This is a genomic window from Pseudomonas paraeruginosa (genome assembly GCF_003025345.2).
In the GTDB taxonomy this organism is placed as follows: Bacteria; Pseudomonadota; Gammaproteobacteria; order Pseudomonadales; family Pseudomonadaceae; genus Pseudomonas; species Pseudomonas paraeruginosa.
Genome location: NZ_CP020560.1, coordinates 4,405,322 through 4,425,771 on the forward strand (window position 1 = coordinate 4,405,322; position 20,450 = coordinate 4,425,771).

General features: G+C 67.5%; 20 protein-coding genes. 9 read left to right on the forward strand and 11 right to left on the reverse strand.

Translation table 11 applies throughout. The features are described 5' to 3' along the window. Nucleotides 1–3: 3 nt before the first annotated feature. From B7D75_RS20920 to pbpG, 3 genes are all read left to right on the forward strand, one after another. Entirely contained in the window at nucleotides 4–360 is a 357-nt protein-coding gene (locus B7D75_RS20920) for a 4a-hydroxytetrahydrobiopterin dehydratase (protein WP_003149893.1), read from the forward strand. Further along, nucleotides 357–1,556 (forward strand): amino acid aminotransferase, encoded by a 1,200-nt coding sequence (locus tag B7D75_RS20925; RefSeq protein ID WP_012076958.1) that lies wholly within the window; start codon nucleotides 357–359, stop codon nucleotides 1,554–1,556. Before B7D75_RS20920 ends, B7D75_RS20925 begins: the two co-directional genes overlap by 4 nt. A 291-nt stretch (nucleotides 1,557–1,847) precedes the next feature. Continuing rightward, nucleotides 1,848–2,780: a D-alanyl-D-alanine endopeptidase gene (pbpG, locus tag B7D75_RS20930; protein ID WP_107114382.1), complete on the forward strand. Its 933-nt coding sequence runs from the start codon at nucleotides 1,848–1,850 to the stop codon at nucleotides 2,778–2,780. 22 nt (nucleotides 2,781–2,802) lie between these two features. On the opposite strand, the gene arfB is transcribed toward pbpG, so the two are convergent. The 4 genes from arfB to hppD all read right to left on the reverse strand — a co-directional run bounded on the left by arfB (nucleotide 2,803) and on the right by hppD (nucleotide 6,658). Further along, nucleotides 2,803–3,216, reverse strand: a complete 414-nt coding sequence (arfB, locus tag B7D75_RS20935) for an alternative ribosome rescue aminoacyl-tRNA hydrolase ArfB (RefSeq protein WP_034080206.1) — start codon at nucleotides 3,214–3,216, stop codon at nucleotides 2,803–2,805. A 119-nt stretch (nucleotides 3,217–3,335) separates the two neighbouring features. Next, nucleotides 3,336–3,719 (reverse strand): lysozyme inhibitor, encoded by a 384-nt coding sequence (locus tag B7D75_RS20940; protein ID WP_003085889.1) that lies wholly within the window; start codon nucleotides 3,717–3,719, stop codon nucleotides 3,336–3,338. A 149-nt stretch (nucleotides 3,720–3,868) separates the two neighbouring features. Then, on the reverse strand, nucleotides 3,869–5,287 hold the full coding sequence (locus B7D75_RS20945; protein WP_012076961.1) for an amino acid permease: 1,419 nt from the start codon (nucleotides 5,285–5,287) through the stop codon (nucleotides 3,869–3,871). Nucleotides 5,288–5,584: 297 nt separating this feature from the next. Next, a complete protein-coding gene (gene hppD / locus B7D75_RS20950) occupies nucleotides 5,585–6,658 on the reverse strand; it encodes a 4-hydroxyphenylpyruvate dioxygenase (protein ID WP_003149888.1) in 1,074 nt (357 codons plus the stop codon). 321 nt (nucleotides 6,659–6,979) lie between these two features. On the opposite strand from hppD, the gene B7D75_RS20955 reads away from it, so the two are divergent. The 3 genes from B7D75_RS20955 (at nucleotide 6,980) to B7D75_RS20965 (ending at nucleotide 9,011) form a co-directional block, all read left to right on the forward strand. Continuing rightward, nucleotides 6,980–7,768 carry an AraC family transcriptional regulator gene (locus B7D75_RS20955; protein WP_033997316.1) on the forward strand — a complete coding sequence of 263 codons (789 nt, stop codon included), beginning with the start codon at nucleotides 6,980–6,982 and terminating at the stop codon, nucleotides 7,766–7,768. A gap of 83 nt (nucleotides 7,769–7,851) precedes the next feature. Next, nucleotides 7,852–8,025, forward strand: coding sequence for a DUF1427 family protein (locus B7D75_RS20960; protein WP_107114383.1), 174 nt, complete (start codon nucleotides 7,852–7,854; stop codon nucleotides 8,023–8,025). 26 nt (nucleotides 8,026–8,051) lie between these two features. Continuing rightward, the gene (locus B7D75_RS20965) at nucleotides 8,052–9,011 is read left to right on the forward strand and encodes a quinone oxidoreductase family protein (protein WP_034080209.1); all 960 of its coding nucleotides are present in this window, start codon (nucleotides 8,052–8,054) and stop codon (nucleotides 9,009–9,011) included. Nucleotides 9,012–9,065: 54 nt separating this feature from the next. On the opposite strand, the gene B7D75_RS20970 is transcribed toward B7D75_RS20965, so the two are convergent. The 7 genes from B7D75_RS20970 to B7D75_RS21000 form a co-directional block, all read right to left on the reverse strand. After that, complete coding sequence (locus tag B7D75_RS20970; RefSeq protein ID WP_107114384.1) at nucleotides 9,066–9,848, reverse strand: TenA family transcriptional regulator; 783 nt, start codon at nucleotides 9,846–9,848, stop codon at nucleotides 9,066–9,068. 74 nt (nucleotides 9,849–9,922) lie between these two features. Further along, a complete protein-coding gene (locus tag B7D75_RS20975; RefSeq protein WP_033997312.1) occupies nucleotides 9,923–12,376 on the reverse strand; it encodes an EAL domain-containing protein in 2,454 nt (817 codons plus the stop codon). A 281-nt stretch (nucleotides 12,377–12,657) separates the two neighbouring features. Next, nucleotides 12,658–14,448, reverse strand: a complete 1,791-nt coding sequence (locus tag B7D75_RS20980; protein WP_107114385.1) for an ABC transporter ATP-binding protein — start codon at nucleotides 14,446–14,448, stop codon at nucleotides 12,658–12,660. Further along, on the reverse strand, nucleotides 14,441–15,043 hold the full coding sequence (locus tag B7D75_RS20985) for a DsbA family protein (protein ID WP_107114683.1): 603 nt from the start codon (nucleotides 15,041–15,043) through the stop codon (nucleotides 14,441–14,443). The genes B7D75_RS20980 and B7D75_RS20985 overlap by 8 nt, the downstream gene beginning before the upstream one ends. Nucleotides 15,044–15,082: 39 nt before the next feature. Next, a complete protein-coding gene (gene trhO, locus B7D75_RS20990) occupies nucleotides 15,083–16,021 on the reverse strand; it encodes an oxygen-dependent tRNA uridine(34) hydroxylase TrhO (RefSeq protein ID WP_003151945.1) in 939 nt (312 codons plus the stop codon). Nucleotides 16,022–16,185: 164 nt separating this feature from the next. After that, complete coding sequence (locus tag B7D75_RS20995; protein ID WP_034080215.1) at nucleotides 16,186–16,491, reverse strand: BolA family protein; 306 nt, start codon at nucleotides 16,489–16,491, stop codon at nucleotides 16,186–16,188. A 13-nt stretch (nucleotides 16,492–16,504) separates the two neighbouring features. Continuing rightward, nucleotides 16,505–17,053, reverse strand: coding sequence for a DUF2059 domain-containing protein (locus tag B7D75_RS21000; RefSeq protein ID WP_023442949.1), 549 nt, complete (start codon nucleotides 17,051–17,053; stop codon nucleotides 16,505–16,507). Between the two features lie 166 nt (nucleotides 17,054–17,219). Between B7D75_RS21000 and B7D75_RS21005 the strand changes: the two genes are divergently transcribed. From B7D75_RS21005 to B7D75_RS21015, 3 genes are all read left to right on the forward strand, one after another. Further along, complete coding sequence (locus B7D75_RS21005; RefSeq protein ID WP_012076971.1) at nucleotides 17,220–18,239, forward strand: DUF2804 domain-containing protein; 1,020 nt, start codon at nucleotides 17,220–17,222, stop codon at nucleotides 18,237–18,239. A gap of 130 nt (nucleotides 18,240–18,369) precedes the next feature. Next, on the forward strand, nucleotides 18,370–19,764 hold the full coding sequence (locus tag B7D75_RS21010; protein WP_012076972.1) for a class II fumarate hydratase: 1,395 nt from the start codon (nucleotides 18,370–18,372) through the stop codon (nucleotides 19,762–19,764). Further along, nucleotides 19,757–20,380, forward strand: a complete 624-nt coding sequence (locus B7D75_RS21015; protein ID WP_012076973.1) for an NAD(P)H-dependent oxidoreductase — start codon at nucleotides 19,757–19,759, stop codon at nucleotides 20,378–20,380. The genes B7D75_RS21010 and B7D75_RS21015 overlap by 8 nt, the downstream gene beginning before the upstream one ends. Nucleotides 20,381–20,450 lie beyond the last annotated feature (70 nt).

The window sequence follows — 20,450 nt, forward strand, 5'->3', positions numbered from 1 at the left end:
ACCATGACCGCACTCACCCAAGCCCATTGCGAAGCCTGCCGCGCCGACGCCCCGCACGTCAGCGACGAAGAACTGCCCGTGCTGCTGCGGCAGATCCCGGATTGGAACATCGAAGTCCGCGACGGCATCATGCAGCTGGAGAAGGTCTACCTGTTCAAGAACTTCAGGCACGCCCTGGCCTTCACCAACGCCATTGGCGAGATCTCCGAGGCCGAAGGCCACCATCCGGGCCTGCTGACCGAGTGGGGCAAGGTCACCGTGACCTGGTGGAGCCACTCGATCAAGGGCCTGCACCGCAACGACTTCATCATGGCGGCGCGCACCGACGAGGTGGCGAAAACCGCCGAGGGGCGCAAATGAGTCATTTCGCCAAGGTCGCCCGCGTACCGGGCGACCCGATCCTGGGCCTGCTCGACGCCTACCGCAACGATCCGCGCGCGGACAAGCTGGATCTCGGCGTCGGCGTCTACAAGGATGCCCAGGGCCTGACCCCGATCCTGCGTTCGGTGAAACTCGCCGAGCAGCGCCTGGTCGAGCAGGAAACCACCAAGAGCTACGTCGGCGGCCACGGCGACGCGCTGTTCGCCGCGCGCCTGGCGGAACTGGTGCTCGGCGCCGCCTCGCCGCTGTTGCTGGAGCAGCGCGCCGACGCCACCCAGACGCCCGGCGGCACCGGCGCCCTGCGCCTGGCCGGCGACTTCATCACCCATTGCCTGCCCGGCCGCGGCATCTGGCTGAGCGACCCGACCTGGCCGATCCACGAGACGCTGTTCGCCGCCGCCGGCCTGAAGGTTTCCCACTACCCCTACGTCAGCGCCGACAACCGCCTGGATGTCGAGGCGATGCTCGCCGGCCTGGAGCGCATTCCCCAGGGCGACGTGGTGCTGCTGCATGCCTGCTGCCACAACCCGACCGGCTTCGACCTGAGCCACGACGACTGGCGCAGGGTGCTCGACGTGGTGCGCCGCCGCGAGCTGCTGCCGCTGATCGACTTCGCCTACCAGGGCTTCGGCGACGGTCTCGACGAAGACGCCTGGGCGGTACGCCTGTTCGCCGGCGAACTGCCGGAAGTGCTGGTCAGCAGCTCCTGCTCGAAGAACTTCGGCCTGTACCGCGACCGCGTCGGCGCACTGATCGTTTGCGCGCAGAACGCCGAGAAGCTCACCGACGTGCGCAGCCAACTGGCCTTCCTCGCCCGCAACCTGTGGTCGACCCCGCCGGCGCATGGCGCCGAGGTGGTCGCGGCGATCCTCGGCGACAGCGAGCTGAAGGGACTCTGGCAGGAAGAGGTCGAAGGCATGCGTTCGCGCATCGCCAGCCTGCGCATCGGCCTGGTCGAGGCCCTGGCGCCGCACGGCCTGGCCGAGCGCTTCGCCCACGTCGGCGCGCAACGCGGGATGTTCTCCTATACCGGCTTGAGCCCGCGGCAGGTCCAACGGCTACGCGACGAGCACGGCGTCTACCTGGTCTCCAGCGGCCGGGCCAACGTCGCCGGTCTCGACGCGCGCCGCCTCGACCGCCTGGCACAGGCCATCGCCCAGGTCTGCGCGGACTGAACCCCAGCGGTTACCCTGAGCCGGCCGTCATGGCCGGCTTTTTTTCGCCTCCGCGAACGCCATGCCCTCCGTCGAAGCGGCGGATAACCGCGTTGCGGTTATTCGCCCCCCCCCGCACCACGACCATGCAGGCGTTATCCGCCGAACCTCTCCGAGCCAGGCCAGCCATAAGTCAGCAGTTTCAAAGCCCTACGTGCTTTTCCTATAAAAGAGCATAAAATGCTCAATTATGGGGACCAGTTCACACTGCCCCCGAGGCCCCCCTCTTTCTCGTATTAGTGAGCAACGCACGTGAGAAACCGTCTCCTGTCACTGGTCACCCTGCTTCTCTTCCTCAGCGTTGCCACCGCGATATCCGCCTCGCCACCGCCCAAGGCCAAGCTGCCGCTGCAACAGGAACTGGCCTCGGGCAGCGCGCTGGTCACCGACCAGAACAGCGGCAAGGTGCTCTACTCGCGCAACCCCGACCTAGTGGTGCCGATCGCCTCGATCACCAAGCTGATGACCGCCATGGTCGTGCTCGACTCGAAGCTCCCGCTGGACGAAGTGCTGCCGATCGCGATAAGCGAGACCAGCGAGATGCGCGGGGTGTTTTCCCGGGTCAGGGTCGGCAGCCAGATCAGCCGCCGGGACATGCTCCTGCTCGCCCTGATGTCTTCGGAGAACCGCGCCGCGGCGAGCCTGGCGCAGAACTATCCGGGCGGCAAGAACGCCTTCGTCAAGGCGATGAACGCCAAGGCCCACGCCCTGGGCATGAAGAACACGCGCTACGTCGAGCCGACCGGGCTGTCGCTGCACAACGTCTCCACCGCCCGCGACCTCACCCGCCTGCTGGTGGCCAGCCGGCAGTACCCGCTGCTCAGCCAGTGGAGCACCACCCCGGAGAAAACCGTGGCCTTCCGCCACCCGAACTACACCCTGGGCTTCCGCAACACCAACCACCTGATCAACAACAAGACCTGGAACATCCAGCTGACCAAGACCGGCTTCACCAACGAAGCCGGGCACTGCCTGGTGATGCGCACCACGATCAACCGCAGCCCGGTCAACCTGGTGGTGCTGGATGCCTTCGGCAAGTACACCCATTTCGCCGATGCCACCCGCCTGCGGCGCTGGCTGGAGACCGGCCAGGTCACCGCGATCCCCGCCGCGGCCAAGGCCTATCGCCTGCAGCGCGACCGCGAGCGCGGCCTCGGCCAGCCGATGGCCCAGGCCGTGCGCTGATCCCGCGCGAGGACGGGTCGGCTCAGAAATCCACCTTGCCACGCCCGGCCTTCACCGCGCCGCGCTTGGCCTTGCCATCCAGCCGACGCTTCTGCGAACCGCGCGTGGGCTTGGTCGGGCGCCGCGCCTTCTGCACCTTGGCCACGCTGCGGATCAGCTCGGCCAGGCGCTCCAGGGCGTCCTCGCGGTTCTGTTCCTGGGTCCGGTACTGCTGGGCCTTGATCACCACCACGCCGTCACCGCTGATGCGCTGGTCGCTCAGCGCGAGCAGGCGCTCCTTGTAGAACGGCGGCAGCGACGAAGCCTGGATGTCGAAGCGCAGGTGCACCGCGCTGGAGACCTTGTTGACGTTCTGCCCGCCGGCGCCCTGGGCGCGGATGGCGTTCAGCTCGATCTCGTGGTCAGGCAGGTGGACGGCGTTGGAGATGATCAGCATGGGGCGGCACGGGGTACGAACGGGCTGCCAGCATAACCCCTTTGTCGAGCGCGAAGGCAGGCAAGAAGAAACCCGGCCGCGGCCGGGTTCCTGCGTTTCGGCTGGACGCCGGGCCGAACTCAACGTTCCTTGCAGGCGACCCCGTCGGTGGGCTCGCCGCCCTTCCAGTCGCCATAGAGGGTGGCCTCCTCGCCCTTGGTCCACCAGATGTACTGGCCGGCGGCGTACTTGGCGCCGGAGGCGGAAATCACGTTGCTGAAGACCAGCGTCGAGTTGTCGCTGACCGGCACCACGGCCAGGCTGTTGTCGCCCTTGTTCAGGTACTGCACGGTGAACTTGCGACCGTTCTCGCACTTGTAGTCGACGCTGCGGGTATCCAGCTTGGCATCCCCCGGCAAGGCCAGGTAGTCGACCTGGGCGGTCTGCTTGTCGTCGTCGCTGCCGCCACAGGCGACCAGGACCACGGGGACGGCAGCGAGAAGCAGCCAGAGCGCTTTTTTCATGGAAATCCCTCTAACGAGAAAAAATGGCGCTGCCACTGTAGGAACTCGGCGGGCGGCCCGTCAACGACGGGCACCCCTAGAAAAAGTCTTGTGGACCACCGGGACACGGAGGGAGTCGCTCCCCACTCCCTCCGCGCCGGTGCCCCCGGTCACTCGGCGACCGGCTTCACCCGCAGGCCCGGCAGTGGCCGCGGAGCTCCCTTGAGTCGATAGCAGGCCCACATCACCAGCAGCCAGACCGGAATCGCGTACACCGAGACCTGGATGCCAGGGATCAGCAGCATGACGCCGAGGATGAACACCACGAACGCCATGCACAGGTAGTTGCCGTACGGGTACCAGAACGCGCGGAAGTGCGTGCGGGTGCCCTGGCGCTCCATCTGCGCGCGGAACTTCAGGTGCGCCATGCTGATCATCGCCCAGTTGATCACCAGCGCCGCGACCACCAGCGACATCAGCAATTCCAGCGCCTGGTGCGGGATCACGTAGTTCACCACCACGGCGAGGAAGGTCACCAGCGCCGAGACCACCAGGGCCCGCACCGGCACGCCGCGCTTGTCGACCCTGGCCAGGGCGCGCGGGGCATCGCCCTGCTCGGCCAGGCCGAGGAGCATGCGGCCGTTGCAATAGGTGCCGCTGTTGTACACCGACAGCGCGGCGGTGAGCACCACGAAGTTCAGCAGGTGCGCGGCGGTGCCGCTGCCGATCATCGAGAAGATCTGCACGAACGGGCTGCCGCTGTAGGCGTCGCCGGAAGCGTTGAGGGTCGCCAGCAGGCTGTCCCAGGGCGTCAGCGAGAGCAGCACGACCAGGGCGCCGATATAGAAGATCAGGATCCGGTAGATCACCTGGTTGATCGCCTTCGGGATCACCGTCTTCGGCTTGTCCGCCTCGGCCGCGGTGAAACCGAGCATCTCCAGGCCGCCGAAGGAGAACATGATGATCGCCATGGCCATCACCAGCCCACCCACCCCGTTGGGGAAGAAGCCGCCGTGCGCCCACAGGTTGCTAACCGAGGCCTGCGGGCCGCCGCTGCCGCTGAACAGCAGGTAGCAGCCGAGCAGGATCATGCCGATGATCGCCACCACCTTGATGATCGCGAACCAGAACTCGGCTTCGCCGAAGGCCTTGACGTTGGCCAGGTTGATCGCGTTGACGACGACGAAGAACAGCGCCGCCGTGGCCCAGGTCGGTACGTCCGGCCACCAGTAGTGGATGTACTTGCCGACCGCGGTCAGCTCCGACATCCCTACCAGGATGTACAGCACCCAGCAGTTCCAGCCGGAGAGGAAGCCGGCGAAGCCGCCCCAGTACTTGTGCGCGAAGTGGCTGAAGGAGCCGGCGACCGGCTCCTCGACGATCATCTCGCCGAGCTGACGCATGATCATGAAGGCGATGAAGCCGGCGATGGCGTAGCCGAGGATCATCGACGGGCCCGCCGACTTGAGCACCCCGGCCGAGCCGAGGAACAGGCCGGTACCGATGGCGCCGCCGAGGGCGATCAACTGGATGTGACGATTCTTCAGGCCGCGCTTGAGCTCGCCCGAATGCGGATGTTGGCCGTCCATTGAGTTATCTCACGCAAGTGGAAATTTATTGTTGTCGGAGGCGAAACGGGGCCGTGCGGCTCAGGCGACGGACGCACGGCGGGCGTCATGCGGGGCGCGTGGCGTCGGGCGGACGGCTGGGCGAAGGTGGGTTTCACGGGTCATGCGTCACCTGTTTGTTGTTGTACGTGACGTGGATGGGCCGCCAGGCTCGTGGCGCGGCGGTGCGGGCAAGGGCTTGGCGCGATGGCGCCGCTGGAACGGCAACGCGGGCTGCAACGAAAACCGCCAGCCCCGGAAGAGGCTGGCGGCTGGGAGTCAGATCACGCCACGGCGAATCTGGTCTTCCTCGATGGATTCGAACAGGGCCTTGAAGTTGCCCTCGCCGAAGCCCTGGTTGCCCTTGCGCTGGATGATCTCGAAGAAGATCGGGCCGATCACCGTGTCGGTGAAGATCTGCAGCAGGATGCCGTCGTCGCCCGGGGCGCCGTCGATCAGCAGGTTCAGCTCGCGCAGTTGCTCCAGCGGCTCGCCGTGGCCGGCGACGCGGGTGTCGACCTTCTCGTAGTAGGTGTCCGGGGTCGACATGAACTTCACCCCGTTGTCGCGCAGCTTGCGCACGGTGGCGTAGATATCGTCGGTGGTCAGGGCGATGTGCTGGATGCCTTCGCCGTGGTATTCGCGGATGAATTCCTCGATCTGCGAGGTATCGTCGGCCGACTCGTTGATCGGGATGCGGATCTTCCCGCAGGGCGCGGTCATGGCGCGGGAGAACAGACCGGTGAGCTTGCCTTCGATGTCGAAGTAGCGGATCTCGCGGAAGTTGGCGATACGCTCGTAGAAGCCGGACCAGACGTCCATCTGGCCGCGCTTGACGTTGTGCGTCAGGTGGTCGATGTAGGTCAGGCCGACCGAGTTGTCGTTGGCGCTGCGGCCTTCGACGAACTCGAAGTCGACATCGTAGATGGAGCGGTCGCCGTAGCGGTCGACGAGGTACAGCAGCGAACCGCCGATGCCTTCCAGGCAGGGGATGTTCAGCTCGCCGAAGTTGGCATGGCTACCCACCAGGGTCGCGCCCTGGGCTTCGGCGTAGGCCGCGGCCTGGGACGCGTTCTTCACTCGGAAGGCCATGGCGCAGGCGCTCGGGCCGTGCTTGAGGGCGAACTCGTGGACGTGACCGGTGGGGCTGCCGTTGAGCACGATGTTGATGTCGTTCTGCTGGAACAGGAAGACTTCCTTGGAACGGTGCTTGGCGGTCTCGGTGAAGCCCATCATGGTGAACAGCTGGCGCAGCTGCTCGATGCCCTGGGCGTCCGGGGCGGTGAATTCGACGAACTCGAATCCGTCGGTACCGATGGGGTTGTGCTGTTCGATCTTGGCCACGGCGTTCATCCGGCCTCCTCGTTGTTCTTGTTGAATGGACCGCCGCCGGTTCAGGCGCCCGGCGACATGGGAGATGCCTTCATCTCACCCCGTGGCGACGCGCCGGACAAGCCGTCGGCAGGGCCCGGCGCAGGGCCTGGCGCAGGATTTCTGGCAACTATTCCTTACGCGCCGGCGGCATGCATGGCGAACGCCCGGTCTTCGTAAAATTATCTTTACAGGGCGGTGCGAAAAGCTGCCAGCAGCGCTGTCCCGGCTCCTCTGAAAGCTGGCGCTGCATGATCCGCGTCAAGCGGTTAACCTGCGTCTTTCCTCCGCTACGGCATTCCCATGGCACGACCCGCCCCACCCGATCTGAGCGATAGCCGCCGGCCCTTGCGCGGCGTCGCCCGCAGCTATCCTGCCGGACACCGCGTCGATGCCCACGAGCATGCCTGGGGCCAGGTGCTCTACGCGGTATCCGGGATGATGTGGCTGGAAACGCCCGACGAGGCCCTGCCGGTCCCGCCGCAACGGGCGGTCTGGTTGCCTCCGGGCCTGCGCCATGCGGTGCGGGTCGCCTCCGAGTTGCAGATGCGCAACATCTACCTGAGCCCGGAACTCTCCCGCGGCCTGGAAGACCGCACGCTGGTGCTGGTGGTCGGCCCGCTGCTGCGCGAGCTGATCGTCGGCCTGGTGGAGCAGGAGCGGCAAAGCGAGCCCGCCTATTACCAGGCACTGGCCAGCCTCGCCGTGCTCGAACTCGGCCGCGCCCGCCGCTCCAGCCTGCGCGTGCCGCTGCCGGACGCCTCTGACCGACGCCTGCTCGCGCTGTGCCAGGCGGTGATGGCCAACCCGTCGCTGGAGATCGGCCTGGAGCGCCTGGCCGAGGACGCCGGGGCCAGCGTGCGCACGCTCTCGCGGCTGTTCCAGCGCGGCCTGGGCATGGGCTTCGCCGACTGGCGCCGGCAGGTACAACTGGCCACCGCCGCCGCCGCGCTGATCGATGGCCGCGCGGTGAGCCGCATCGCCCACGAACTGGGCTATACGCCCAGCGCCTTCAGCGACATGTTCCGTCGCGAACTGGGCGTCTCGCCCAGCGAATACAAGGCCGAGCACCACCAGCCGAGCCTGCCTTGACCGGTATTCGATAGCGATTGGCCGATGGATCTTCCATCGGCCACCTAGACTGGCGCCATCCATCACCACTCCCGCCAGCCGCCATGAACTACCTGATCTCCCTCGGCATCGGCCTGCTGGTCGGCGTGCTCTACGCCGTCCTCGACTTCCGCTCGCCGGCGCCACCCACCATCGCCCTGGTCGGCCTGCTTGGCATGCAGCTCGGCGAACAGCTTTTCCCCCTTGGCCGCGACCTGTTGCAGCAGTGGCTGCACTGATCGCCCGCGACGACACGGAGCCCCCGATGAAAGCACTGCGATTCGACCGTACCGGTGACCTCGCCGCCCTCAAACTGGTGGAGATGCCCGCCCCGCCCCCCACCGCCGATGAAGTGCGGGTGGAAATCCGCGCCGCCGGGCTGAATCCGAGCGATGTGAAGAACGTCCTCGGCCGCTTCCCCTATACCACCCTGCCCCGGGTGCCAGGCCGCGACTTCGCCGGGGTGGTGGTGGAGGGACCGAAGGCCCTGCTCGGCCAGGCGGTCTGGGGCACCGGGCGGGAACCGGGATTCTTCCGCGACGGTAGCCATGCGCAGTTCCTGACCCTGCCGGCCACCGGCGTCGCGCTCAAGCCGGAAAGCCTGAGCTTCGCCCAGGCCGCCAGCTGCGGGGTACCCTACAGCACCGCCTGGGACGCCCTGCAACGCAGCCAGGTCAAGGCCGGCACCCGGCTACTGGTTATCGGCGCCAACGGCGCGGTCGGCAAGGCCGCGCTGGCCCTGGCCAGGGCACTGGGCGCCGAAGCGCTCGGCGCGGTGCGGCGCGAGGAACAGCGCCAGGCGCTGGAGGCGCAGGGCATCCCCGCCCTGCTGCTGGGCGAGCCGGCCGAGCTGGCGGCACAGGTGGAAGGCGTCTTCCCCGGCGGCGCCGAGGTGATCTTCGACACCACCGGTTTCTGGCTGGAAGCGGCGGTCCCGGCGCTGGCCAGCTTCGGCCGCCTGGCGATCATCGCCGCGCCGCTCGATGGTCACGTGCGCCTGCCGGCGCTGAGCCTGTACCGCCGCGGCGCTTCGGTGGTGGGCATCAATTCGCTGCTCTACGGCGTGGAAGCCTGCGCCGGCTTCCTCGGCGCGTTCGGCGAGCTGTTCGACCAGGGCCGCCTGCCGCTGCCCGGCAATCTGCGGGAGGTGCCGCTGGAACAGGGCGTCGAGCAGTATCACGCGGTGCATGCGGGGTGCGCCGAGAAGGTTGTCCTGGTGCCCTGAGCGAAGGCGGCAGGGCTCCCGGCGAAATGCCGGAAGCGCCAGGCGAAAACACCGCTATTCCACGCCAACCGCCAGCTTGCGCCCGCTACGCGCCGTCTCCAGCTGCATCAGGCGCTCGAGGAACAGGTACATGTAGTCGTAGCTCTTGCAGACCGCGTCGCGCAGTTGCCGGCGCAGCTCGGCGCTGGGATTGGTGCCGGCCAGGGTGCAGATGATCTCCAGGGCCTCCCAGGGATGGGCATCGTCGTACTGGGCGTGGAGCTTGAGCCACTTCATGGCGCGCTTGCGGCCTTCCCTGGGAAAGGCGTTCTCGTAGACGCCGTTCGAACAGACCAGCGCCGACCACTCGCCGGTGACGCCCTCGATGGCGTAGTTGGTGGCGGCCATGGCCACCGCCAGCGAATCGCTGGAGCAGGTGTGCCAGCACCAGTGGCTGAGTGCGTGCAACTCGGCGGGCACGTCCTGCGCCTGGATCTCGGCCAGGCTCACGCCATGGGCCTCGGCCCAGTGCAGCCAGTAGTCGGCGTGGTTGAGCTCGACGCGGATGTTGCGCATCAGCCAGCGGCGCGCCATGTCTTCGCCGGGATGGCGGGCGAAACGGGTCTTCAGCAGGTTCTGCGACATGTACAAGGGGAACTGCTCGACCACCGGCCAGCCGCCGATCAGGTACAGGCGCATCAGCGCCGGGCTCAGCTCGGCGTCGCGCATGCGCCGGTACAGCTCGTGGCCGGACACCCGGTCCTTGCTCGCCTGGCAGTCGACGATCAGTTGCTGCGCCCACTGCGGATAGCTTCCCGCCTCATGCAAGGGGCCCGTACGGTCAAAGAACTCGCTCACACCCGTCTCCCTTCTCTTCTTGTCGGCAACGGCCTCATAGCAGCGAAACTACTCTTTCTTCGCCCCGCGGTCACCTACCGGAGGTTCTGTCCGAGGCTCGGCCGCAAACCCTCCGCGCCCACCCCGCCGCCGGGAGGTTGGTGGCTGAACGGCAGGGGCGCGCCGATGGCCAGGCCCTGGGCATAGTCGATGCCGATCTCGCGCAGGGCCTCCATCACTTCCGCGGTCTCGACGAACTCGGCGATGGTGCGCTTGCCCATGACGTGGCCGATGTGGTTGATCACCTGGACCATGGCGCGATCGATGGGATCCTCGAGCATGTCCTTGACGAAGCTGCCATCGATCTTCAGGTAATCCACCGGCAGGTGCTTGAGGTATATGAACGACGACATGCCGGCGCAGAAATCGTCCAGGGAGAAACGGCAACCGGTGTCCTTGAGCTCGTTGATGAAGCGGATCGCGCTGGCCAGGTTGGCCACCGCCACGGTCTCGGTGACCTCGAAGCAGATGCTCTGCGGCGGGATGCGATAGCGGGCGAACTGCTCGTTGAGGAATTGCAGGAACGATTCGTCGCCGATGGTCGCCCCGGAAAGATTGATGGCGCAGGTGCCGATCGGTTCCGCATCGGGGTCTTCGGCGCGCTCGGCGAGGGTCCTGAAGGCGTTCTCCACCACCCAGCGGTCGATCAGGGTCATCAGGCCGTAGCGCTCGGCGGCGGGGATGAAGCTCAGCGGCGGCACCAGCCGCCCGTCCTCGTCGCGCAGGCGCAGCAGCAGTTCGACATGCGGGCCTTCGCCGTCTTCGCCCAGCGGCACGATGGGCTGGGCATAGAGGCTGAAGCGATCCTCCTCCAGCGCCAGGTGGATACGCTGGACCCAGGTCATCTCGCCGAAGCGCATCGACAGCTCGACGTCGTCCTGGTGGAACACCTGGACCCGGTTGCGGCCTTTTTCCTTGGCCATGTAGCAGGCCATGTCGGCCGAGCGAAGCGCTTCCTCGAGGGTCGAGATACCCGGCAGCAGATGCACCAGGCCGACGCTGACGGTGCAATTGAACGGCTGTCCGCTCCAGGTGAAGTGCAGGTCCTGCACCGTCTTGCGCAGGTGGTCGGCGATCTCCACGGCCTTCTCCGCCGGGCAGTTCTCCAGCAGAATGCCGAACTCGTCGCCGCCCAGCCGCGCCAGCGTGTCGCCTTCGCGCAGGCCCTGTTGCAGCAGGGTGCAGACCTGGCGCAGCAGTTCGTCGCCGGCGGCGTGCCCGCAGGTGTCGTTGACCAGTTTGAACTGGTCCAGGTCGAGGAACATCAGCGCGTGCCGCCCATTGCTTCGCTCCAGGCGCTCCAACGCCATCTGCAGGCGGTATTCGAATTCACGACGGTTGGTCAGGCCGGTCAGCGCGTCGTGGGTCGCCTGCCAGGACAGGCGCGCCATGTACTGGCGCTCGCGGGTCATGTCGTGAAGCACCAGCACCACCCCGGTGATCTCGCCGCCGCGGTGGATCGGCGCGCCCACCAGGGTCACCGGCACGCTGCTGCCGTCGTGGCGCAGGACCAGCTTGGAATGCTCGCGGCCACCGTCGATCTCGCCGCTGAGGATCTGCTCGATCAGCAGCATGCCCTCCTCCCGCGAGCTTTCGTCGACGATCCGGAACAGCGACGCCAGGGGCAGGCCGCGGGCCTTGTCCAGGGTCCAATTGGTCATCTGCTCGGCGGCTGGGTTGAGGTAGGAGATGCCCCCCTCGGTGTCGGCGGTGATGACCCCGTCGCCGATCGATGCCAGGGTGATCTGCGCCCGCTCGCGCTCGGCGTCGAGGGCGTTCTCCACCTCCTGGCGCTGCATCAGCTGCTGGCGGGTGCGCAGGAACGCCAGAAGGATCAGCACGCTGGCGGTCGCCAGGTTGGCCACCAGCAGCAACCTGAGCAGCGCCCGCGAGCCTTCGCCAAGGGCGTCGCTGAAGGCCTTGGCCGCCGGCGTGACCTTCTCGTTGATCGCGTGGATCTCGCTCTTCCACTGGAGTACCTGCTCGGCGCCGGCCTGCCCGGCGCCGATCCCCGCGCGCATCCTGGCGGCGACGTCGATCAGTTCCATGACGTACTTGTCGCCCACCAGCCACAGCTCGATGGCCCGTTCGAAATAGCTGAAGTCGTGGAAGTTGCGGTACAGCCAGATGATCGCGGTAACGTCGTCGGGGTGGTTGCCGCCCTTGAGGATACCCTGCCGCGCCGCCTCGATGTCGGCGTCGGGCTGGTCCAGCGCCAGGCGCATCTCGCGGTCGCCGAGGGGAATCGCGATGGCTTCCTCGTAGCGATGGAAGTCTTCGTCGGCACGCGAGTCGGCGTACAGGGTGAGATAGTAGATGGCGTCCTTCTGGCCCTTCGACCAGAGGCTTTCGCCACCGACGTAGCTGCGCACCGCGGAGAGGACATAGAGACTGCCTCCCGCGAGCATGGCCTGCAGCAACACCACGACGATGAAGGGCCATACCAGGCCGAGCAGGCGGGGCTTGTCGAGAGTCCGGTTCTGCCTCATTCCATCTACCATTCAAACTGGCGCAAAGCGATCGGGCGCGCGTCCGCGACACCCCTGACTGCATCACCTGTCGGCCGCTCAAGATCCCTACGCAGAACTCCCGAGGCCTTGCCCTGCCGGAAGCCGGCCATAAGCCGGCAAACAGTCTGAGTCTAGTGGCTGTTTGCCGAACCTGCCCTGCACCTGGCGGAACGGACAGCGGTTTTTATTGCTACAGCCAATAAAAACCCGACGTCTTATAGGGAATATACGAAAAAAACGCCAGGCGCCAGCCCGCCGCCTCACATCTGCTGAAGATGGCCGTAGAGCCGGGCGTAGAGACCGCCTTCGGCGATCAGTTGCTGGTGATCGCCGTCCTCGGCGATGCGCCCACCGTCGAACACCAGGACCCGGTCGGCCTGCTTCACCGCCGACAGCCGATGGGCCACGATCAATGTGGTGCGGCCCTCGAGAAAGTCGCCGAGGGCCTGGTGCAGGGCGTACTCGGTGGCAGCGTCGAGGGCCGAGGTGGCCTCGTCGAGGATCACCACCCTGGGCTCGGCGAGGATCATCCGGGCGATCGCCAGGCGCTGCCGCTGGCCGCCCGACAGGCGTACCCCGGAACGGCCGACGAGAGTGTCCAGGCCCTGCGGCAGGCGCCGCACGGCGTCGCCCAGCTGGGCGATCTCCAGGGCTCGCCAGCAGGCCTCGTCGCTGCGCTCGCGGCCCATGGTCAGGTTGGCGCGCACGCTGTCGTTGAACAGCGCCGGATGCTGCAGGACAACCGCCACGTGCTCGCGCACGCAATCCAGGCCGATCTCCTCCAGCGCCACGCCGCCATAGCGGATGCTGCCGCGCTGCGCGCTGTAGAGGCCGAGCAGCAGTTGCACCAGGGTGCTCTTGCCGCCGCCGCTGGCACCGACCAGGGCGACCTTCTCGCCGGCTGCGATGTTCAGGTCGAGCTGTTCCAGGACCTTGTCCTCGCCATAGGCGAAGTCCAGCCCGCGCACCTCGATGCCGACGGTGGCGCGGCCGGCGAAGGGGTCGCGCAGCGGCGGATAGCGCGGCTCGTCGGCCCGCGCCAGCAGCTCGTTGATCCGTTGCAGCGCGCCGCCGGCGGCATAGTAGGCGTACTGCAGACCGAGCAGCTGCTCGACCGGGCCGATCATGAACCACAGGTAGCTGAACACCGCCAGCATCTGCCCGATCGACAGGTCCGAGAGCAGCACGGTGAGCATCGCCGCGGCGCGGAACACGTCGATGCCGAACTGGAACAGCAGGCCGCTGGCGCGGCCGGCGGCGTCGCTCTTCCATTGCGAGGCCACGGCATGATCACGGACCTCCTGGGCGCGCTGGCCGAGGCGGCCGAGGAAAAAGCCCTGGCGATTGCCGGCACGGACCTCCAGGATCGCCTCGAGGGTTTCGGTCAACGCCTGGGTGAAGCGCGCGGTACTGTCGTTCTCGAGCTTCTTGAGGTGCTTGACGCGCTTGCCCAGCTGTACCGTGGACCAGATCACCAGCGGGTTGAACAGCAGGATCAGCAAGGCGAGCTGCCAGTGCATCCAGACCAGGATCGCGGCGGTGCCGAGCAGGGTCAGCAGGGCCACCAGGAAGCGGCTGAGGGTTTCCCCGACGAACTTGTCCAGGGTGTCCAGGTCGGTGACCAGGTGGGCGCTGACCGAACCACCGCCGAGTGTCTCGTACTCGCCCAGGGCGATGTGCCGCAGACGCTCGATCAGGCGCAGGCGGACGCGGTAGACGATGTCCTTGGACAGCCGCGCGAACAACTTCGCCTGGAGCACGTTGAACACGAGAGCCGCCCCCCGCAACAGGAGCGTCGCCGCCAGCATCAGGCCTATGTAGCCGAACGCCACCTGCCAGTCGGCGGGCAACAGGCGGTCCATGAAACGCAGCGCGGCGTCGCCCTTGCCGAGCAGCACTTCGTCCACCAGCAGCGGCAGCAGCAAGGGGATGGGCACGGTACAGAGGGTAGCCAGCAGCGCCACCAGGTTGGCGAGCAGCAGGGCTTTCTTGTGGCGCAGTGCGAGTCGGCGAATCTCCGCCCAGCTCAGGCGGTCTCCGCGCTCACTCATGCCGGCCCCGCTCCAGCCAGCGGCCGAGCAGCGGCGCCAGCTCGGCGAGCGGCTGGTAGCCGTTGGTGAGCAGCGCCAGCTGGCCGTCGCGCTCGGCCAGCAGGGTCGGGAACCCGGCGATGCCGAGGTCCTGGACCCAGGCAAAGTCGGCGGCGGTGGCATCGTGCGCCTCGCCGCTGTCGAAGGCCGCGGCGAACTCGATGCGCGGGATACCCACCGCCTCCGCCAGGTCGGTCAACACCGCCGCCCGGGTGACGTCGAGGCCCTCGGCATAGAACGCCCGCTGGATCGCCTTGACCAGCGGCCAGGCGCACGCCTCGTCGAGGCTGCGCGCGGCCACCAGGGCGCGACAGGCCGGCTCGGTGTCGTAGACGAAGCCGTCGGGCAGTGCGTCGTCGAAGCGGAACGGCTGGCCGGTGGCCTGCCGCACCGTCTGCCAGTGGCCGAGAATATAGCTTCGGGTATTCGGGTCGAGTGCCGCGCCGTGGCCGGCGCGCAGGCCACCGGCCACCAGGTGGAAGGCGACCGCGTCGGCCGCCGCCTGCCGGGCCAGCGCCTCGGCGACCGGGGCGAAGCCCCAGCACCAGGAACACATCGGGTCCATCACATACAGCAGGCGGGCCTTGGCCAAGGTTCAGTTCTCCAGCGTGGACTGGCGCGGGTCGCGGCCGAGCGGGTGCGGCTGGTTGCGCTGCCGCGCCAGTTCGATCTGCTTCTGCCGCTCGCGGGCGCCGGCCCGGGTCTTCTCGCTCAGCGAGTCCCAGCAGTGCGGACAGCTGATGCCGGGCACGTAGTGCTCGGACTGGCGGTCTTCCACCGATACCGGGTTGCGGCAGGCGTGGCACTGATCGTATTCACCCTCGCTAAGATCGTGGCGCACGGTCACCCGGTTGTCGAATACGAAGCAGTCGCCGCGCCACAGGCTCTGCTCCTGCGGCACCTCCTCGAGGTACTTGAGGATCCCACCCCGGAGATGGAAGACCTCCTCGAAGCCGGCGCCGAGCATGTAGCTGGAAGCCTTCTCGCAACGGATGCCGCCGGTGCAGAACATCGCCACCTTCTTGTGCCGCGCGGGATCGTAGTGGGCCTTGATGTACTCGGGGAATTCGCGGAACGAGCGGGTCTTCGGATCGACCGCGCCCTCGAAGGTGCCGATCGCCACCTCGTAGTCGTTGCGGGTGTCGATCAGCAGCACTTCCGGATCGCTGATCAGGGCGTTCCAGTCCTTCGCCTCGACGTATTGCCCGACCCGCTTGTTCGGATCGACGCCGGGCACGCCGAGGGTGACGATTTCCTTCTTCAGCTTGACCTTGGTGCGATAGAACGGCTGTTCGTCGCAATAGGATTCCTTGTGCTCGATGTCGGCCAGCCGCGGATCGCTGCGCAGCCAGGCGAACAGCGCATCGATGCCTTCGCGGCTACCGGAGACGGTGCCGTTGATGCCTTCCTCGGCCAGCAGCAGGGTGCCTTTCACACCGTTGTCGAGCAGGGTTTGCAGCAGGGGTTCACGCAGCGCCACGTAATCGTCGAGAGTCACGAACTTGTACAGCGCCGCCACGACGATGGATGTCATGGGGATATGGCCTCCAGGTGGTCGCCCGCGTAAAGGGCGGACCGGAACGAAAAGCGCCAGCCGCTGGCGCCATGGAAACGACAACGCCGGCGGAAGGCCGGCGCTGGGTGCGTAGTCTAGCGCAGCAGGGGCAGGCTCTGCACCCCGCCGCGACGGACGCCGTCTCAGTGGCTGTCGTGCTTGCTGCCGCCGCGGCAGGTCGGCGAGGCCGGCACCGCGGCCTGGCTCCACTCCTCCGGAGTGTAGGTGTGCAGCGCCAGGGCATGGAATTCGCCCATCAGCCCGCCGAGGGTGGCGTACACCTTCTGGTGCCGCTTCACCGAGTTCAGGCCGGCGAACTGCGGGCTGACCAGCACCACCTTGAAGTGGGTCTCCAGCCCGCGGCTGTGCATGTGGCTCTCGTCGTGCACCTCGACGTGCTGCGGGTCGAGGGGCTGCAAGGCGGTCTGGATACGGTCACGCATGCTCATCGCGAATCACGGCTCACTTTTTCTTCTGGGCCGGCGCGGCGACGCCGAGTTCCTTGTCCATGTCGGCCATCAGCTTGTTCACCGGCTCCACGGCGCCCTGCAGCCTGGACTGGGTCAGCTGGGCGGATTCGGCGGTCAGGCGCGGCATCTTCTCCAGGACTTTCTTGCCCAGCGGCGACTGGTAGAAGGCGTTCAGGTCCTTCAGCTCGGACTCGCTGAAGTTGCTGGTGTAGAGCTTGATCAGCTCGGGCTTGATCTTGTCCCAGCCGATGGCGCGGTCCAGCTCGGCATTGGCTTTGGCCTGGTAACGCTCGAGGACCGCCTTCTTGCTCTCCGGCGCCTTCGCCTGGGCGAAGCGCTGGGCCAGCATCTGCTGCACCTGGGCGTAGACCGGCACCGTCAGCTTGTCGGCATGGACCAGCTTGAGGAATTGCTCGGCCTGGCTGGCGGAATCGGCCATGGCCATGGAGCTGAGGCTGAGCAGCACGGCGCTGCCGATGAGGCGAAGACGGGTCATGGAAAATCCTTGAGGTTGGGTAGGTGTGTCCGTGGGACCCGACATTCTGCGCCTAAGTTCGAAATCCGCTCAAGCGCGACGCCGAATATCGGCAAAATCCTATTCCGCGCCCGCCGCTACCCATCGTCTACTATCAGTTCTGTAGCGGGTACTTGCCGCCCTCCTTCCGCAGCCGGCATGCTTGCCTCAGCCTGTCACATGGATGTGTTGGATGAACGAAACCGCCGCCGATACCCTCGCCGTATCGCCCCCGCCCCTGCGCAACCTCTGCGATGGCCAAGGCCGGCTCGATCCCCGCGCGATCGGCTGGTCCACCCGGCCGCGGGTGTTCTGCCGCATCCCCGGCCACTTCGGCCGGCGCAAGCGCTGGAACCACTGGTGCATCGTCAGTCCCGGCTGGATGCTCTCGCTGACCGTCGCCGACCTCGACTACCTGAACTACGGTGCCGCCTACTTCCTCGACCTGGCCAGCGGCCAGGCGGTGGCGCACACGCAGATCCGCTTCTTCGGCCACGGCTGCCAGCTGCCCGACGAGCCGCAGGCCAGCCATGCCTTCGAGCACCCGCGCCTGCAACTGCGTTTCGACGAGCAGCCCGGGCGCCTGCGCATCACCGGCCAGGCCCCGGATCTCGGCGGCCTGCCGCTGGAGCTGGCGCTGGAAGTGCGGCGGCCATCGCACCTGGAATCGGTGAACCTGGTGGTGCCGATGGGCGAGCAGACCTTCCACGCCTGCAGCCGCCAGCTCGGCCTGCCGATCAGCGGCAGCCTGCAGCTCGGCAACCGGCACTACGACTGCCAGGCGGGCCAGAGCTTCGCCGCATTGGACTTCGGTCGCGGCGTCTGGCCGCTGCACACCTACTGGACCCGCGCCGCCTTCGCCGCGCCTGGCGGCATCGCCGGCAACTTCGGCAGCGGCTGGACCGAGGCCAGCGGCCTGCGCGAGAACGCCCTGTGGTTCGGCGGCACGCTCAGCCGCGTGCTCGACGACGTGCATATCCGCGAACCTCGCGACCCGCTGGCCGAATGGCGCCTGGACAGCGCCTGTGGCCGCGTCGAACTGCTCTTCCGCCCCGAACAGCTGCACCAGGCGCGCCCCAGCGTCGGCCTGTTCTACGCCAATACCCGGCAGTGGTTCGGCCGCTTCAGCGGCACCCTGCGCCACGACGACGGCGATTGCGTACCGGTGGACGGCGCCCTCGGCTGGATCGGCTCGACCCGCGCACGCTGGTAGCCGCGCGCGGCGGCCAATCTATTTCCGACCCGCGCCGCGACGGAAAATGCCCGCGACGAAGCGACGGCAGCGGAACCCAGAGCCGGACGGAGGGCCTAAACTGCCGGAAACGCACGCCTGGAGAATTCTCATGAGCCGGACCGAAACCGACAGCCTGGGCACCATCGAGGTGCCCGACGACGCCTACTGGGGCGCCCAGACCCAGCGCTCGCTGGAAAACTTCGCCATCGGCGGCCAGCGCATGCCGCTCGCCGTGATCCATGCCCTGGCGCTGATCAAGAAAGCCGCCGCGCGGGTCAACGACCACCTCGGCGAACTGCCGCCGGAAGTCGCCCGGCTGATCGAGCAGGCCGCCGACGAAGTGCTCGAAGGCCGCCATGACGAGCATTTTCCGCTGGTGGTCTGGCAGACCGGCAGCGGTACCCAGACCAACATGAACGTCAACGAGGTGATCGCCGGCCGCGCCAACGAACTGGCCGGCAACCCGCGCGGCGGCAAGTCGCCGGTGCACCCCAACGACCATGTCAACCGCGCGCAGAGCTCCAACGACAGCTTCCCCACCGCCATGCACATCGCCGCCGCCAAGGCCGTGCACGAACAATTGCTGCCGGCCATCGCCGAGCTTTCCGGCGGCCTCGCCGAACAGTCGGCGCGCCACGCCAGCCTGGTCAAGACCGGTCGCACCCACCTGATGGACGCCACGCCGATCACCTTCGGCCAGGAGCTCTCGGCCTTCGTCGCCCAGCTCGACTACGCCGAGCGCGCCATCCGCGCGGCACTCCCGGCGGTCTACCAGCTGGCCCAGGGCGGCACCGCAGTGGGCACCGGGCTCAACGCGCCGAAGGGCTTCGCCGACGCCATCGCCGCGGAAATCGCCGCCGAGTCGGGCCTGCCCTTCGTCGCCGCGCCGAACAAGTTCGCCGCGCTGGCCGGCCACGAGCCGCTGGTGATCCTCTCCGGCGCCCTGAAGAGCCTGGCGGTGGCGCTGATGAAGATCGCCAACGACCTGCGCCTGCTCGGCTCCGGCCCCCGCGCCGGTTTCGCCGAGGTGAAGCTGCCGGCCAACGAGCCGGGCAGCTCGATCATGCCCGGCAAGGTCAACCCGACCCAGTGCGAGGCCCTGTCGATGCTGGCCTGCCAGGTCATGGGCAACGACAGCACGATCTCCTTCGCCGCCAGCCAGGGTCACCTGCAGCTCAACGTGTTCAAGCCGGTGATCGTCTACAACCTGCTGGAATCCATCCGCCTGCTCGCCGACGGTTGCCGCAACTTCAACAAGCACTGCGTCGCCGGCCTGGAGCCGGACGCCCAGCGCATGGCCGACCTGCTGGAGCGCGGCCTGATGCTGGTCACCGCGCTGAACCCGCACATCGGCTACGACAAGGCCGCGGAGATCGCCAAGAAGGCCTACGCCGAAGGCACCACCCTGCGCGCCGCGGCGCTGCAACTGGGCTATCTGGACGAGGCGCAGTTCGACGAATGGGTGCGTCCGGAACTGATGCTGGAGGCCGGCCACCATGGTTGAGACCGCCAAGAGCGGCGCCACCCCGCTGGAAGGCGACGGCAAGCGCATCCTGCTGGTCATCGGCTCGCCCAAGCGCAAGAGCTTCTGCCACCTGCTCGCCGAATGCTATGCCCAGGGCGCGCGGAGCAAGGACCACGTGGTGCGCGAACTGAAACTCGGCGAGCTGGCCTTCGACCCGATCCTCCACGAGGGCTACGAGCAGAGCCAGGTGCTCGAGCCCGACCTGCTGGAAGCGCAGCGGCAGATCCACTGGGCCGAGCACCTGGTGTTCGTCTACCCGGTCTGGTGGGGCGGCCTGCCGGCCCTGCTGCAGGGCTTCTTCGACCGCGCCCTGCAGCCGGGCTTCGCCTTCCGCTACCGCGGCACCCAGGACAAGGACTGGGAGCAACTGCTGGGCGGGCGCAGCGCCGACCTGCTGGTCTGCCACGACCAGCCGCTGTCGCGCCTGCGCTTCCTCAAGGGCCCGCCGGCGCACCGGCAGATGGTGCGCAACGTGCTCGGCGCCTGTGGCATCGCCACCCGCCGCCTGGAAGAGTTCGCGCCGATGCGCAGTTCCGGCGAGGAACAGCGCCAGGGCTGGCTGCGCCGCGCCGAGCAGCTCGGCAGCCAGGTCTAGCCACCTTCCCGCCCGGCTGCGGCCGGGCGCGGACACTGATCGTTCTGACAGGTCCGCCCTCCTGCGTCGC